11 protein-coding genes and 3 tRNA genes are annotated in these 13,542 nt (G+C 58.9%); 6 read left to right on the forward strand and 8 right to left on the reverse strand.

Features of this window, described 5'->3' with window-relative positions; all coding sequences use genetic code 11:
• Positions 1–87: 87 nt before the first annotated feature.
• From ACKFRX_RS10100 to ACKFRX_RS10120, 5 genes are all read right to left on the reverse strand, one after another.
• The gene (locus tag ACKFRX_RS10100) at positions 88–726 is read right to left on the reverse strand and encodes a hypothetical protein (RefSeq protein ID WP_408927779.1); all 639 of its coding nucleotides are present in this window, start codon (positions 724–726) and stop codon (positions 88–90) included.
• A gap of 42 nt (positions 727–768) precedes the next feature.
• The gene (locus ACKFRX_RS10105; protein ID WP_200435288.1) at positions 769–1,185 is read right to left on the reverse strand and encodes a thioesterase family protein; all 417 of its coding nucleotides are present in this window, start codon (positions 1,183–1,185) and stop codon (positions 769–771) included.
• A 25-nt stretch (positions 1,186–1,210) separates the two neighbouring features.
• Entirely contained in the window at positions 1,211–2,881 is a 1,671-nt protein-coding gene (gene ettA / locus ACKFRX_RS10110) for an energy-dependent translational throttle protein EttA (protein WP_005327274.1), read from the reverse strand.
• A gap of 119 nt (positions 2,882–3,000) precedes the next feature.
• Positions 3,001–3,645, reverse strand: coding sequence for a single-stranded DNA-binding protein (locus ACKFRX_RS10115; RefSeq protein WP_200435287.1), 645 nt, complete (start codon positions 3,643–3,645; stop codon positions 3,001–3,003).
• Positions 3,646–3,827: 182 nt separating this feature from the next.
• Entirely contained in the window at positions 3,828–5,879 is a 2,052-nt protein-coding gene (locus tag ACKFRX_RS10120; protein WP_250409282.1) for a cytochrome c oxidase assembly protein, read from the reverse strand.
• 66 nt (positions 5,880–5,945) lie between these two features.
• Here ACKFRX_RS10120 and ACKFRX_RS10125 point away from each other — a divergent pair, with 66 nt between their 5' ends.
• From ACKFRX_RS10125 to cmrA, 3 genes are all read left to right on the forward strand, one after another.
• Entirely contained in the window at positions 5,946–6,863 is a 918-nt protein-coding gene (locus ACKFRX_RS10125) for a LysR family transcriptional regulator (RefSeq protein ID WP_250409281.1), read from the forward strand.
• Between the two features lie 39 nt (positions 6,864–6,902).
• Positions 6,903–6,976: transfer RNA gene (locus ACKFRX_RS10130), tRNA-Arg, on the forward strand.
• 567 nt (positions 6,977–7,543) lie between these two features.
• On the forward strand, positions 7,544–8,344 hold the full coding sequence (cmrA, locus tag ACKFRX_RS10135; protein WP_316981670.1) for a mycolate reductase: 801 nt from the start codon (positions 7,544–7,546) through the stop codon (positions 8,342–8,344).
• On the opposite strand, the gene ACKFRX_RS10140 is transcribed toward cmrA, so the two are convergent.
• The gene (locus tag ACKFRX_RS10140) at positions 8,341–9,888 is read right to left on the reverse strand and encodes an alanine/glycine:cation symporter family protein (RefSeq protein ID WP_316981671.1); all 1,548 of its coding nucleotides are present in this window, start codon (positions 9,886–9,888) and stop codon (positions 8,341–8,343) included. The genes cmrA and ACKFRX_RS10140 overlap by 4 nt on opposite strands.
• Positions 9,889–10,099: 211 nt before the next feature.
• On the opposite strand from ACKFRX_RS10140, the gene orn reads away from it, so the two are divergent.
• Together orn and ACKFRX_RS10150 are read left to right on the forward strand one after the other, a co-directional pair.
• Positions 10,100–10,747, forward strand: a complete 648-nt coding sequence (gene orn / locus ACKFRX_RS10145; RefSeq protein ID WP_250411916.1) for an oligoribonuclease — start codon at positions 10,100–10,102, stop codon at positions 10,745–10,747.
• 49 nt (positions 10,748–10,796) lie between these two features.
• Positions 10,797–10,872, forward strand: a tRNA-His gene (locus ACKFRX_RS10150).
• A 28-nt stretch (positions 10,873–10,900) separates the two neighbouring features.
• Here ACKFRX_RS10150 and ACKFRX_RS10155 read toward each other — a convergent pair.
• Both ACKFRX_RS10155 and ACKFRX_RS10160 read right to left on the reverse strand, forming a co-directional pair.
• Entirely contained in the window at positions 10,901–11,857 is a 957-nt protein-coding gene (locus ACKFRX_RS10155; protein WP_005327281.1) for an MsnO8 family LLM class oxidoreductase, read from the reverse strand.
• Between the two features lie 29 nt (positions 11,858–11,886).
• Positions 11,887–13,158, reverse strand: coding sequence for an Ig-like domain-containing protein (locus ACKFRX_RS10160; protein WP_408923414.1), 1,272 nt, complete (start codon positions 13,156–13,158; stop codon positions 11,887–11,889).
• 170 nt (positions 13,159–13,328) lie between these two features.
• Between ACKFRX_RS10160 and ACKFRX_RS10165 the strand changes: the two genes are divergently transcribed.
• Positions 13,329–13,401: transfer RNA gene (locus tag ACKFRX_RS10165), tRNA-Lys, on the forward strand.
• Positions 13,402–13,542 lie beyond the last annotated feature (141 nt).

Raw genomic sequence — 13,542 nt, forward strand, 5'->3', positions numbered from 1 at the left:
ACTACTTTTCGGGCAACCTCGCCCATTGTGGGGCGGTGGTACGCCGAGATTGTTGAACACCAGAGGGACGTGCCCCCGCGGCGAAGGCTAGAACAAGGACAAGCGGGTGGAACGGTAAATGCTGCCAAAGGGGGCGTCGAGTCGCATCCAACGACCCAGCTGGGCCACTCGCAGGTGCCGCGGCACGTCCATCGGGGCGGAAAACCCAGGAATAAGCCCCAGGTTGGTACAGGCAAAGATCATGCGCATGGGAATTTCCACCGTGGCGCCATCGCCTTCCACCGTGACAACGGTCTGATTCAACAAGCTGGACGGCGGGCCCATGGGGCCAGAAAATTGCCGGGTCAGTTGCTGACCTTTATCGGAAAGTTCACGAACAACGGTAACTGGCAAGGTATCGACCACACTGTAGCCAGTCGCCGGCGGCAATGCTCCCGGCCACGATGGATCGCGGGCAGGACCCAAATCTAACATGCCGCTAGATTCATGCTCTTTGAGCTGATCGGCGAGCGTGGCAGCAGAAACCACAGCTCCATCGCGGGAAGCGACGCCTTGGACGCGGCGGGAGGCAACCACCTCGAAGGGGGTGGTGACAAAGACATCGACGACGTCGTCAGTCAGCTGGCGCAGCCGCACCGAAGCGCTCGCGTCCAAACCAACTGCGCGCGTGACAAGGGCCCGAAGGCCAGGTCCACCGCTTCCAATTTCTAGAGTCTCGGTGACCATGCCTTCGGGCCCTGCCTTTCTAATCTGTGCTCTGCTCCGCTGCTAGTTGGCGGCGGTATTGTGCAGAATATCCTTTTCCTGATCCGTCAATGGACGCGGGGTCTGCTGCTGACGGTCAATGACTACCTGCACGCAATCCACGGTTGCCGCGACCTCACCCTGGGCGTTCTTCACCTGCTGAGTGGTGGTAAACGAGGTGGTGCCAATCTGCGAAATGGTAGTTTCCACCTCCACCGTAGTGGTGTCCGTGAACTCCATCGGGCGCAGGAAGTCCACATCCAGGTGACGCACGAACGCAATGAAGTCGAGGCCCTTGGAATAGATATGTTCCTTAGCAAAGGCTAGGCGCGCTTCCTGGGCGAGCTCGATGTAGTTTGCGTTCATCATGTGGCCGTACATATCAAAGTCCGACCAGCGGGTCTGAATACGGTACGTGTGCACGCTTGGGGTTGCCATCATTCTCCTCAGTTGGGGCGTCAGCTACTTAGCGGGTCAGCTTGCGGTGGGTCACGCGGGAAGGACGGGCCGCCTCTTCACCGAGGCGATCGACCTTATTCTTCTCATAATCGCCGAAGTTACCCTCAAACCAGAACCACTGGCCTTCTTCCACATTGCCCTCCCAGGCCAAGATGTGGGTACAGGTGCGGTCCAAGAACCAGCGATCGTGGGAAATGACCACGGCGCAGCCTGGGAACTTCTCCAGCGCGTTTTCCAGCGAGCCGAGGGTTTCCACGTCCAGGTCGTTGGTCGGCTCGTCAAGGAGGATCAGGTTGCCGCCCTCCTTCAGGGTCAGCGCCAAGTTCAGGCGGTTGCGCTCACCACCGGAAAGTACCTTGGATGGCTTCTGCTGATCCGGGCCCTTGAAGCCGAACGCGGACAGGTAAGCACGCGAAGGCATCTCGTTTTGACCCACGTGAATGTAATCTAGGCCGCCGGAGACAACCTCCCAAACGGTTGCCTCAGGATCAATGTTTTCACGGTTCTGGTCCACGTAGGACAGCTTGACGGTATCGCCCACCTCGACAGAACCGGCATCCGGCTGTTCCAGGCCAACGATGGTCTTAAACAGGGTGGTCTTACCCACGCCATTCGGGCCGATAACGCCCACGATGCCGTTGCGCGGCAGGGTGAAGGAGAGGTCCTTAATCAGGACGCGGTCATCGAAGCCCTTCTGCAGGTCCTTGACTTCCACAACCTTATTACCCAAGCGCGGCGGAGTAGGAATCTGGATCTCTTCGAAGTCGAGCTTCTTGTACTTCTCGGCCTCGGCAGCCATCTCCTCGTAGCGCTCCAGACGAGCCTTGTTCTTGGCCTGGCGGGCCTTCGATCCGGAGCGCACCCACTCCAGCTCGTCCTTCAGGCGCTTGCGCAGCTTCGCATCCTTCTTGCCTGCAACCTCGAGGCGCTCCTGCTTCTTATCCAGGTAGGTGGAGTAGTTGCCCTCGTACGGATAGAGCTTGCCGCGGTCAACCTCACAGATCCAGCCCGCGACGTGGTCGAGGAAGTAGCGGTCGTGGGTCACGGCCAAAACGGCACCCGGGTAATCGGCCAAGTGCTTCTCCAGCCACTGCACGGACTCGGCGTCCAAGTGGTTCGTAGGCTCGTCGAGCAGCAGCAGGTCCGGCTCGGTGAGCAGGAGCTTAGCCAGCGCTACACGACGGCGCTCGCCACCAGAAAGGTTGGTCACTGGGGCGTCGGAAGGCGGGCAGCGCAAAGCTTCCATGGCCTGCTCGATCTTGGAATCAACCTCCCAAGCATCGGCGGCGTCCAGCTCTTCTTGCAGCTTGCCCATCTCTTCCATGAGCTCGTCGCTGTAGTTGGTGGCCATTTCCTCGGCGATCTGCTCGAAGCGCTGCTTCTTTTCAAAGATATCGCCCAGACCCTCTTCGACGTTGCCGCGCACGGTCTTCTCGTCATTGAGTGGCGGCTCCTGCTGCAGGATGCCCACGGTGGCACCTGGATCCAGGAAAGCCTCGCCGTTGGAAGGCTGGTCCAGGCCGGCCATAATCTTCAGAATGGAGGACTTACCGGCACCGTTAGGGCCGACCACACCAATCTTGGCACCTGGGTAGAACGCCATTGTTACATCGTCAAGGATGACTTTATCGCCAATTGCCTTGCGCACGTTTTTCATCGTGTAGATGAATTCGCCCACTTTTACCCCTTTGCAAAAATTTGGGAGACGTATTTATCTACACAAACACTACATCAGAACCACTGCCCAGGTGCCTCGGGTCTGGTACACCCGAGGCAATCAAGCCAGGGACGAACCGCTTAAGCGTTCACTGTGGCGGATTCTGCCTCGGCAGCCTCCTCGTCCACTTCGGCGTCATCGAAGGAATCTTCTTCCCCACCTCGTGCGGCTGCGGCGCGCTCGGCTAGATAGCGGTCCGCCGCGGTATCGGCAGCGGTATCTCCCTGCCCCGCCTGCTGCGGCGGCAGGCTGTGGTCCACGTCCGGTTCAATGGCGTTGTCCCCCAGTTCTGGGACCGCAATATTTTCCTGGTTGTACTGCGGAGCGAGACGCTTGGTACCGATAACGTGGCGGTTCAGATCCAGGCCCACATACTGCGCCTTAATGAATGTGCGGAAGTGATCGGCGCCTTGGTCATCGCGCCATTGTTCTGTAACTAAGGAGCCCACGATGACCAGCGGCATGCCTTTAGCCAGGGATTTGCGCACATTGATGGCGAATTGATTCCACATTTCGACATCGATGTAGAGGTGGTCCACGTCGCGCCACTGCGGGGCCTTGGAGTTGTGCCCTTCTGGATCATTGGCGCCTGCATCGACCTGACGGTCCGGAATTCGGCGCGAGGAAGCTACGCGCAGTTTGGCCTTATAGGCCCCAGTTGAAGTCTTGGTCAGGATGGGATCGCGAGTAAGGCGACCGGTCAAGGTAATTGGGTATTGGGACATGGTGCTAGAAAATCCTTTGCTGGATAGTTGGATAGGCGAGTTCGGTTTTCCTCGCTCGCTTCCACATCCTGATGCCGGCGCGCAAGCCGCACCATGCCGGAGACCCCTACCCTGTGAATAACTTGTTGTACCCGTCAACAAAACTCGGGTTTGGGGGCGATTTTTAACCGGTTATCCACAGGCTAGCGCCCGCGGAAGCTCGATTCATCGCCGTGGCCCATATCCTGGAGCATCGCATTATAGCGTTCCAATTCGGCATCATCGTCCGCATCCGCCTGCATATCGTGGCGGCGAGCCGTAGCGCGATCATCGCTGAGCCAATCCAGGAAGAGCTTGCCAAAGACGATAACCAGCGGGAACTGACCAAATCCCCACGCGATGCCGCCGCCCACACGTTGGTCTTGGAGCAGATCCTGATCCCAGGGCAGCTCCAAATACTGGTAGAAATCTGCACCCAACACACTTTGCAGCTGCATCAGGTACACGCCGGCAAAGAGGTGGAAAGGCATGGAAAGGAACAGCACGGCCAATCGGAACGGGGTGGAGTGGCGCTTGGGCAGCGGATCCGGTCCGATGATTTCCCAGAAATAGAAGCAGCCGGAGATGATGAACGTGAAGTTCATAATGAGGTGACCTGCGTGTTCCGAGATAGCGAATTGATACAGGCTCGGGAACAAGTACAGCACATAGAGGAAGAATAGGTACTGCACGAGGTTGACAAACGGATTGGTAATAAAAGCGACGATCTTGGACTGGGTGGCTGCCAGTGCATAGTCGTGCAGGCTGGGCTTCCCCTTCGGTCCTGCCTCAAAGGCCTCCATGAGCAGGGTCAGTGGCGCACCCAGGACGAGCAGGAGCGGGACCGCCATCGACAAAATCATGTGCACCAACATGTGCATGGAGTACATCGCCGGCATGTAGAGGCCTAGGCCGGTAGACATCACAAGGGTCAGGCCCAGCGCACCGCACATAAACCATGCGGTGCGCCCCTTGCTCCAGGTCAGGCCGCGCTTGTGCACGCGGTAGACGCAGTAGCCATAGGCCGCAGCCAAAAGCAGGCCAATGGTGCCAAACATGATGTCAAAGCGGAACATGGTCCACACATTGAGCACCGTGGGCTTTTCAAACAGCTCATAGCCCATCAGAATCTGCATCGAGTTGAGGTTGGGATCCCGCGGTGCGGGCGGCACGGTGCGGCCCAGCGTGATGGCTACGCCAATGGTGGCGGCCATGACCGCTACTTCCACGATGGCGATGCGGACAAAAAGGCGCGGGTTCTTGCCCAGCTGCGGGATGGTGAGCTCGCGGTGAGCGAGGCCGAAAATACCCAGCAAAATCGTCAGCACGAATTTAGTGATCAGAATGATTCCGTACGCGGAATCCACCAGATCGGAGATATTCATGCGGATGAGAGTGTTAATCAAACCCGAAACCGCGAGCACCACAATGGCCATAAAGGCGATGCCGGAGTAGCGCTTCACTGCAAAGGCGAGGTTGGGGCCAAGGCGCCGACCATGGGCGATTAGCGCCATAAGCCCGCCTACCCAAAGCATGACAAAGACCAAGTGCCACAGGAGCGAATTGGTGCCGTAATCATGGTCGCCGCCCGCCGCGGAGTGGCCTTCCATGCCAATGGGTACGACCTGCATTATGGACAAGAAAAGCAGGATCGGCTGCATGGACCAGCCACGGCCCACGAGTCCGAGAATGCCCACTACCAGGGCGATGAGCACGGAGATTGCCCACACGATGGTGGTGGAAATTTCCGTCAGCGCCATTTTCATGATGGAAGGCTCGAATACCTGGGAAAAGGGCGCGCCGGTGAGGTCGGACATAATGAGCGGGATTTCCACGAGCCCCACGGCCGCCATGCCAAAGGAAGCCCACGTACCGGTGCGCGCGGCGATGTGGCCGTCGACGGACAAGGGGGCATCGATAAGCGCGGCATTGTCCCCGCGCGGAGCGATAAGGAAGGACGAGGCCAAGAATGAGCCCACGGACAAAGCCATGAGAATCCACGCCACACCTCGAAAGAGCGGCAGGCCAAAGGTGGTTATGCGGCCGGGGTCCGGAATGCCCAGGGCCGCCAGGGAATCGGCCAGGAGGAACAGGGAAATAAAACCGGCGATCAGGCCGGCAATTAGCATCGCTGCGATATAAATTCCCCAGGAAGGGCGGGGCTTCTTACCCGCCGCGTTCACACTGTTAACCTGCTCATTTGCCATAGTGCGCATTGTATAGCGCGACCTAGTTTCTCACCTAACACACATTTTGTCTTTACATGTGCCATTATGGAGCTTATGGACACCCGTCAACTTCTTTATTTTCGCGCCGTTGTAGACAATGGCTCCTTCACGCACGCTGCCGAATCCCTCGATATGACCCAGCCATCTCTGAGCCTTTCTATCCGGAAGCTAGAAAAAGAGCTGAACGCCCAGCTGCTTTCGCGCGGTCGCTCCGGTGTCTCCACCACTGAGGCTGGCGATTATGTCTACGAAACGGCCGTCAAGGTTGATGCCCTGCTGAGCGAAACCCAGCGCCATATCAGCGAAATCACCGGCGACAAGGCCAGCACCGTATCCCTCGCCTCCGGCGCCATTTTGAACTGGGAATTTACCCCTTCCGCCCTGGCTGAGCTCAAGCGGATTTACCCCACCGCCAATATCTCGCTGGATGACGCCGAGCCAGCCACCGCTATCAAACAGCTACTGGATGGCCAGGTGGACCTAGCGCTCTTGCCGACGTCCGATCCGAAGGCCTTCATTCGCCGCTACTCCCCCGAACTCACCGTCCACCAAGTGGCCACGTTCGACTACTCCGTCGCCCTTCCCCAGCGCCTCGCCGAGTTGGAATCCCCCGTCTCCCTCGCCGAGCTGAAGAAGGAAACTTGGCTTGTCCCACCGCGCAGCCGCGAACTTCCTGAACTGGCCGAGTTCTATCACGACCTCTGGAATAGCCGACCGGGCCTCAAGCCGAAAAAGACCCAGGAGGTCGCCAGCCTCAATAGCGCAATTCCTATGGTCTCCAGTGGTCTCGGCGTCAGCATCGTGCCCAATTGCGCACCTACTGTGCAGCCGAACGGCATCATCACCCGCCCCATTGCTGATGACCTGCCGCGCTACTACGCCATCGTGGCCTACCGCACGGATCGCGAGCTGACCGCAGCTGCCCAAGACTTGGTGGACATCCTGCGCACGCCGCAGCGCACCCTGGCTTAGGTTTCCCCGCCCTCGTGGGCTACTATGAGTGCGTTGTAAGCCCCCATAGCTCAGTGGATTAGAGCAGTGGGTTTCTACCCCATGTGTCGCGGGTTCGAATCCTGCTGGGGGCACCGTGTGAAGTCTCGAGACATCGTTCCGGTCGGTGTCTCGAGATTTTCTGCTTTTGGTTGCCCCAGACTCCCGAAAACCAGGCATTCGCAACGTCGCGAGTACTGCGAGAGTCAGGCGACTGTGCGGGCCAAGATTGTGCCCCGTTTGCGGGTTTTCAACACGATAACCGGGACCTGGTTCTGGCTTCAGTTGTCGTTAGTTGTTAGCGACACACACCTAGAACTGCTCCTGAAGGCGCTAGAAGTACCAGCGCTGGGCCTAGCACGGACATACTCTCAGAATCCCCCACTTCGGAGCAGAAAGCCACAGAGGATCGATGTCTCGAGACATCGCTTTTCGTCGTGTCTGGGCAGTTTTAGCTTCAGGGTTTTCAACCGGATCGATGTGGTGAGACATCTGAGCTGGTAGGACCGGAACGATCTCATGAGACATGCGGAACGATGTCTCCGAACCAGACACTGCTGGGGGCACCGCGCGAAAGCCTTGAGGCGCCGAGTTTCTCGCCGCTTCAAGGCTCTTTGTTTACGCTAGGACTCACCATGCCCCCACTCCGGAAAGGCTTAACCATGTCACTTCCCGCCCCTTCCCGAACGTCCTACGCCCTCGTTACGGGCGCCAGCCAAGGCATTGGCAAGGCCATGGCGCAGGATTTCGCAGCACTGGGATATAACGTCATCCTTGTGGCCCGCCGCCGCGAGGTCCTGGAGTCCATCGCCGCCGAGCTCGAGCAGCGCCATAATATCGAGGCCATTGCCCTGCCGGCGGACCTAGCGGTGGCTGACGACGTCGCCCGTGTGGCCGAGACCATCGCCACCCGCGAGGTGTCTATTTTGGTCAATTCCGCCGGCATCGCCAGCTTCGGCCCCTTCATGGATCAAGACTGGTCGTACGAGACGACGCAGTTCGAGCTCAATGGAACTGCCGTCCACCGCCTTACACGAGCCGCCTTGGAGCAGATGCTGCCTCGCCGCAGCGGCGCCATTTGCAATGTCGGCTCTGCCGCGGGCAATATCCCCATCCCCAATAACGCTACCTACGTTTTCACCAAGGCAGGCGTCAATGCGTTTACGGAGGCCCTGCACTATGAGCTGAAGGGCTCCGGCGTCTCGTGCACCCTGCTCGCCCCCGGCCCAGTGCGCGAGGCCACCATCGCAGAGGAAGACCAGTCGATCGTGGACAAGGTGGTACCGGACTTTTTGTGGACCACCTACCAGTCGTGCTCCCAAGAAACCATCGAGGCCATGCGCCGCAATCAGCGCCGCGTGGTGCCCGGCCCGCTATCTAAGGCGATGAATACCCTCAGCCAGGTGCTGCCCACCCCGGTGATTGCACCGCTGGTAGGCAGCTTCTACGCCAAGATGGGCTAGGCCCCGGCGCCTTCTAAGTCCTTGTCTTTGTCTTTGAACACGCTGCCCTCGCCACGTGCTCGTTTGCGCTCTACCCAGAAGTCCGCATTCTTAATGCCCAAAGCTTCTGGGTCGAACTGCGGATCCTTGCCGGCCTTCTTCTGCTTTTCGTAGTCCTTGAGCGCCTTGATGGCGGGGACCTGCAGGAAGAGGATGGCGATGATATTGAGCCATGCCGTCGTGCCGACGCCGATATCGCCCAGCGCCCACGCCGCACCCGGAGTGGTGGTGGCGCCAACGATGACAGAAACAATAATTAGCGCGCGAAGCACCCAAATCAGACCACGGCGGGCCGTGCGGGAGCGGACCCAGCGGTTGAAGTAGGTCAGGTTGACCTCGGACATGTAGTAGTACGCCAGGACCGTCGTAAAGGCGAAGAAGGCAATGGAGACGGCAATGAAGGTTGGGCCCCAGCCGGCGAAGACGCTATCGAGGCCGGACTGCACGTAGCCAGGGCCAACCTCGACGCCATCAGGAAGCGAGCCGTTGTAGACCACTTCGCCGTCCTCGGAGCTGCCGCGGAAGACGGTGTACATATCCGTAGAAATAATCATGAACGCGGTAGCCGAGCAGACAAAGAGCGTATCAACGTACACCGCGAAAGACTGCACAAAGCCCTGCTTAGCGGGGTGGGAAACCTCGGCGGCCGCAGCGGACTGCGGGCCGGTACCTTGGCCAGCCTCATTGGAGTAGATGCCGCGCTTAACACCCCACATGATGGCCGCGCCCAGCATGCCGGAGAATCCGGCTTCCATATTGAATGCGGACCTGAAGATGAGTCCGAAGACCTCCGGAATCTGCGAGAAGTTCATACACATGACCACCACGGAAATCACGATATAAATGACCGCCATGAATGGCACGACAATGGTGGCGAAGGTCGCAATGCGCTTCACGCCGCCAATAATGATGATGGCCAGAATGCCCGCCAAGACGACGGCTGCCCAGGTGGAGTTGATGCCCCAGGCGGTATCGGCCGCGGCGGCCACCGCATTGGCCTGGATGGCAGGCAAGAAGTAGCTGGTAGCCAAAATCATGGCGACGGCAAACACGATGCCATAGACCACCATGAAAGGCGCCGCCTTAGTGTGCTTGTAGGCCTTTTCGATGTAATAGGCGGGCCCGCCGCGGTACTCACCGGTGTCCTGGTCCTTCTCCTTGTAAATCTGCGCCAACGTACTTTCGATGAACGAGGTGGACGAGCCCAACAGCGCCACTGCCCACATCCAGAACACGGCGCCAGGCCCACCGAAGGCGATGGCTGTGGCCACGCCGGCGATATTGCCCACGCCCACGCGGCCGGAGAGCGAAACCATCAATGATTGGAAGGAAGACACGCCATCTGCGGACTTTTCTCCGTTAACGATCTGCTTGAGCATGTCCGGGATGCAGCGCACCTGCAGGCCGCGTGTCACCACGGTGAAATAAATACCCGCGCCGAGGCACAAAAACACCAAGACGGGGGACCAAATTACGGTATTGAGGGCATCGAGGAAGTTTGCCATCTGGTCTCTCCTAAGTCTGTCGCACCTCCCGAATGAAGAGCGATTAACCAGAGTATGCCCTAACTCACATCCTAGAGTGAGGCAAATCACCAATTAATTTTATGCAGTATGGCGCCACACTTACTGAAAGCTGGCGTTGTCCAGTAGTAATCGCCCCTCCAGGGCAGCCCGTCTCGTACCCCATACAGGGGTAAAGGCACGCGGGCGTAGAATGGGCCGCATGCCACATTCCGAGATAGCCGCAAAACACGACCGCCTCGTCTGGATCGATTTGGAGATGACGGGCCTCGACCCCGAGCGCCACGTCATCGTTGAGGTCGCTGCCGTCATTACCGATGGCAACCTCAACATCCTGGGCGAAGGCATCGACCTCGTCGTCCACGCCACCGAGGATGAGCTGGCACAGATGGATTCCTTTGTCACGCAGATGCACGCTAAGTCCGGGCTGGATAAGGAAATCCGCGAGTCCACCACCTCCATCGGAGAAGCCGAGGATGCCGTACTCGCGCTCATCAATGAACATTGCGATCCTGAGCACCCCGCTCCCCTGGCCGGCAATTCCATCGCCACAGATCGCACCTTCATCCGCGCTTATATGCCGCGGCTCGATAGCGCCCTGCACTACCGCATGATCGACGTCTCCACCATCAAGGAGCTTGCCCGCCGGTGGCACCCGCGCGCTTACTTCAACCAGCCCGATAAGGGCATGGCCCACCGCGCACTACAGGACATCATCGAATCCATCCGCGAGTTGGACTTCTACCGCCGCAGCGTCTTCCGCACCGACGAGGGCCCCACCTCCCCCGAAGCGGAGGAGATCAAGGCCGAAACCACCGCAGATTACCAGGCGTTTTTGTAATTTAGGCGGCGTGAGTTAACCTATATCTCGTTGCTTTCACGCAGCGATGGTGGCTGTAGTTCAGCTGGTAGAGCACCAGGTTGTGATCCTGGGTGTCGCGGGTTCGAGTCCCGTCAGCCACCCCAAATGCCCGAGCCTTGCGCTCGGGCTTTTTCAGTTTTCGGCCTGCAGGCTCGCCAGCAGCTCCTCCGAACGTGCCCGACCGGCCACATCTGGCATGTCTCCGGTCACCACAAACTCGCTTACGCCCAGCCGCTTGCCGACGCCCCTTAGTTCCTCCCCCACTTCCTTCACCGTTCCCCACACGTCATGGGCCAGCGTCTCCCCAATGCGCCGGCGCTGCTGCCCCGTGAGCGCATCCATATCCAGCTCTCCTGCAGGCCGCAGGGCCCCGAACTCGCCGGTAGATTGCGCGAGCACCTTGGCATAGGCCTCCGGTAACAACAGGTCACGGGCGACCGCGGGCGTATCGGCAACGGCGATATTGAGCGAGGAGATGATAGGCGGGGCGTCGGCAAGCGCATGCTCCCGATACACCCGCGCGGCCGCCTCCTGCGTGGCCACCGGGCCGCCCAAAATGACGCCGAGCCCCATCTTGGCCGCAACCATGGCCGATCGAAAGCCCGCCAACACGTAGATCGGCGTGCCCGCATACTCCGGCCGCACCGTCACCGCCTCCTCGCCGCGCAGGTAGCGCAACAGCGTTGCCAGCTCCGCCTCAAAGCGCTGCTTCGCCACCGCCGGGTCGCCCTGGCGCAGCGCCCGCCGCACCGGGCCGGTAAAGCCGACGGAGGAGCCAATCCCAATATCGATGCGCCCGGGATACAACGCCTCGAGGAGGTTTATCTGCTCCGCCACCAGAAACGGCGGGTGATTTAACAGCATGATGCCGGCCGTGCCTACCCGAATGCGCTGCGTGCGCGCCGCCACGTGGGCCGCCAACATCCCCGGCTGCCCCGCCGGAATGCCTGGCACGCCGTGGTGCTCGGCCACCAGAAATCGCCGGAAACCAAGCCGCTCCACGTGCCGCGCGTGCTCAGCTACCTGGTCCAACGGCCCGGCCGCCCCGCGGTCTAAAACAGAAAAGCGCATGGCCACCACTGTAGCCATGCGCTTGTGCCTTGTGCGGACGTCAGGCGCTACTGATTAGCGTCCGCGTTACCTTTCGACCACTCATCCCAGGACATATTCCAGTCACCGAGACCGTCCAACGCATTAAGCGTCTCGCCGTAGGAGTTGAATACCCGCACCACGTCGCCACGCTTCATCGTCTCCTGGAACCACTGCGCAGCCTCCGGCGTCACATTGACGCAACCGTGGGACGTATTGGTATTTCCCTGTGCCCACACGGACCACGGAGCGGAGTGGACATAGATGCCGGAATAAGACATTTGGGTAGCCCAGTCCACAGTCGTGCGGTAGCCGCCAGCGTCATGGGCTAGGCCGAAGGTCTCCGAGTCCATGACTAGCTGCGGGTGCTCATCGCCGATAACGTAGCGGCCATTGGGCGTATCGTACTGATAATCGCGGCCAAGCGAGACCGGGATGGCACGCAAGAACTTCTTATTCTTAAAGACCTTCATCGTCTTGGTGACGTTATCAATAATGGCCACCGTGCGGTCACCGATGGTGAAATTCGTCTTGGCGTTTTCACCGCCATAGATTCCCCCACCTAGGTCCTTGCCATACTGGTCCACTTTTACTTCAACCTTAGTGCCCGGCTCCCAGTAATCCTTCGGACGCCAGCGCACCTCCTGGTTATTGACCCAGTGGAAAGCACCTTCCACCTTGGGGTTAGTGCTCACAGTAATGGTCTTTTCAGCCGCCTTCCGGTCCGTAATTGGCACACCGAAATTCACCCCAATAACCTGACCGACGCCGACTTCAGAATCCGGGATAGGGGAAAGCGAGACTTCGGCAACACCCGCTGCTTGCGGAGTGGAAAAACTGAGGTTCTTCTTGTTGCCATCTACATCGGAGGCCACGATGGAATAAGTGTGGTTATAGCCCAAGTCCTCCGCAGTAGACCACGTCTTGGCATCCTTGGAGAGCTTTTCTTTAACTTCCACGCCCATTTCATTGGTCATGGTGACGCTCTTGAGCTTGCCCGTGGTCTCCACGGTGACTGGCTTGGACGGATCTACATCCGTCGCCCCGTCCTTTACGGAGGCTACAAGGCCGCCTTTCTTTTTCTCGGACTCTTTGCCGCCGTCCCTGTCTCCATCCGCATGTGCGGCGGCGGTGGATTCTTGGTCGGCAGCCTGATTCTCGGCTGAGGAATCAGAGGAGCAGGAGGCGGCGGCTAGGGAAATGCACGCAACGCCTGCGGCCGCTACGAGACGGCGCGCGATAGGGAGGGAATTTTTCACTGAGTTGCCCTTAGACACGTAATTGCTGCTTTCAAAGACCAACATAGATTAGCGTCTCCCTTCGCCAATTACCAGAAGCCACTTCAGGCATTAACCAATTTGTTATACACCCTTCAAAAACCGCTTTGACCAGGCGATTTTACACTTTTAAAGAATGGCTGCTAGAGTATCTACTCGTTGCACAGAGAGCCACACGGCAGGAAGTCAACAATGCGCCATTAGCTCAATTGGCAGAGCAACTGACTCTTAATCAGTGGGTTCGGGGTTCGATTCCCTGATGGCGCACAATATAAATCTCGAGGCGTTGTTCTTAGAACGATACCTCGAGATTTTTCTTTTTACGAGCCAGTCCCTGTCACCGCGCTGCGCATGACTTATGTGCTCACAGCGCCAAGAAACCAGACGCCTGATGGCTCACCACTAAAA

Origin of the sequence: Corynebacterium tuberculostearicum (assembly GCF_046097465.1) — a bacterium.
In the GTDB taxonomy this organism is placed as follows: Bacteria; Actinomycetota; Actinomycetes; order Mycobacteriales; family Mycobacteriaceae; genus Corynebacterium; species Corynebacterium tuberculostearicum_I.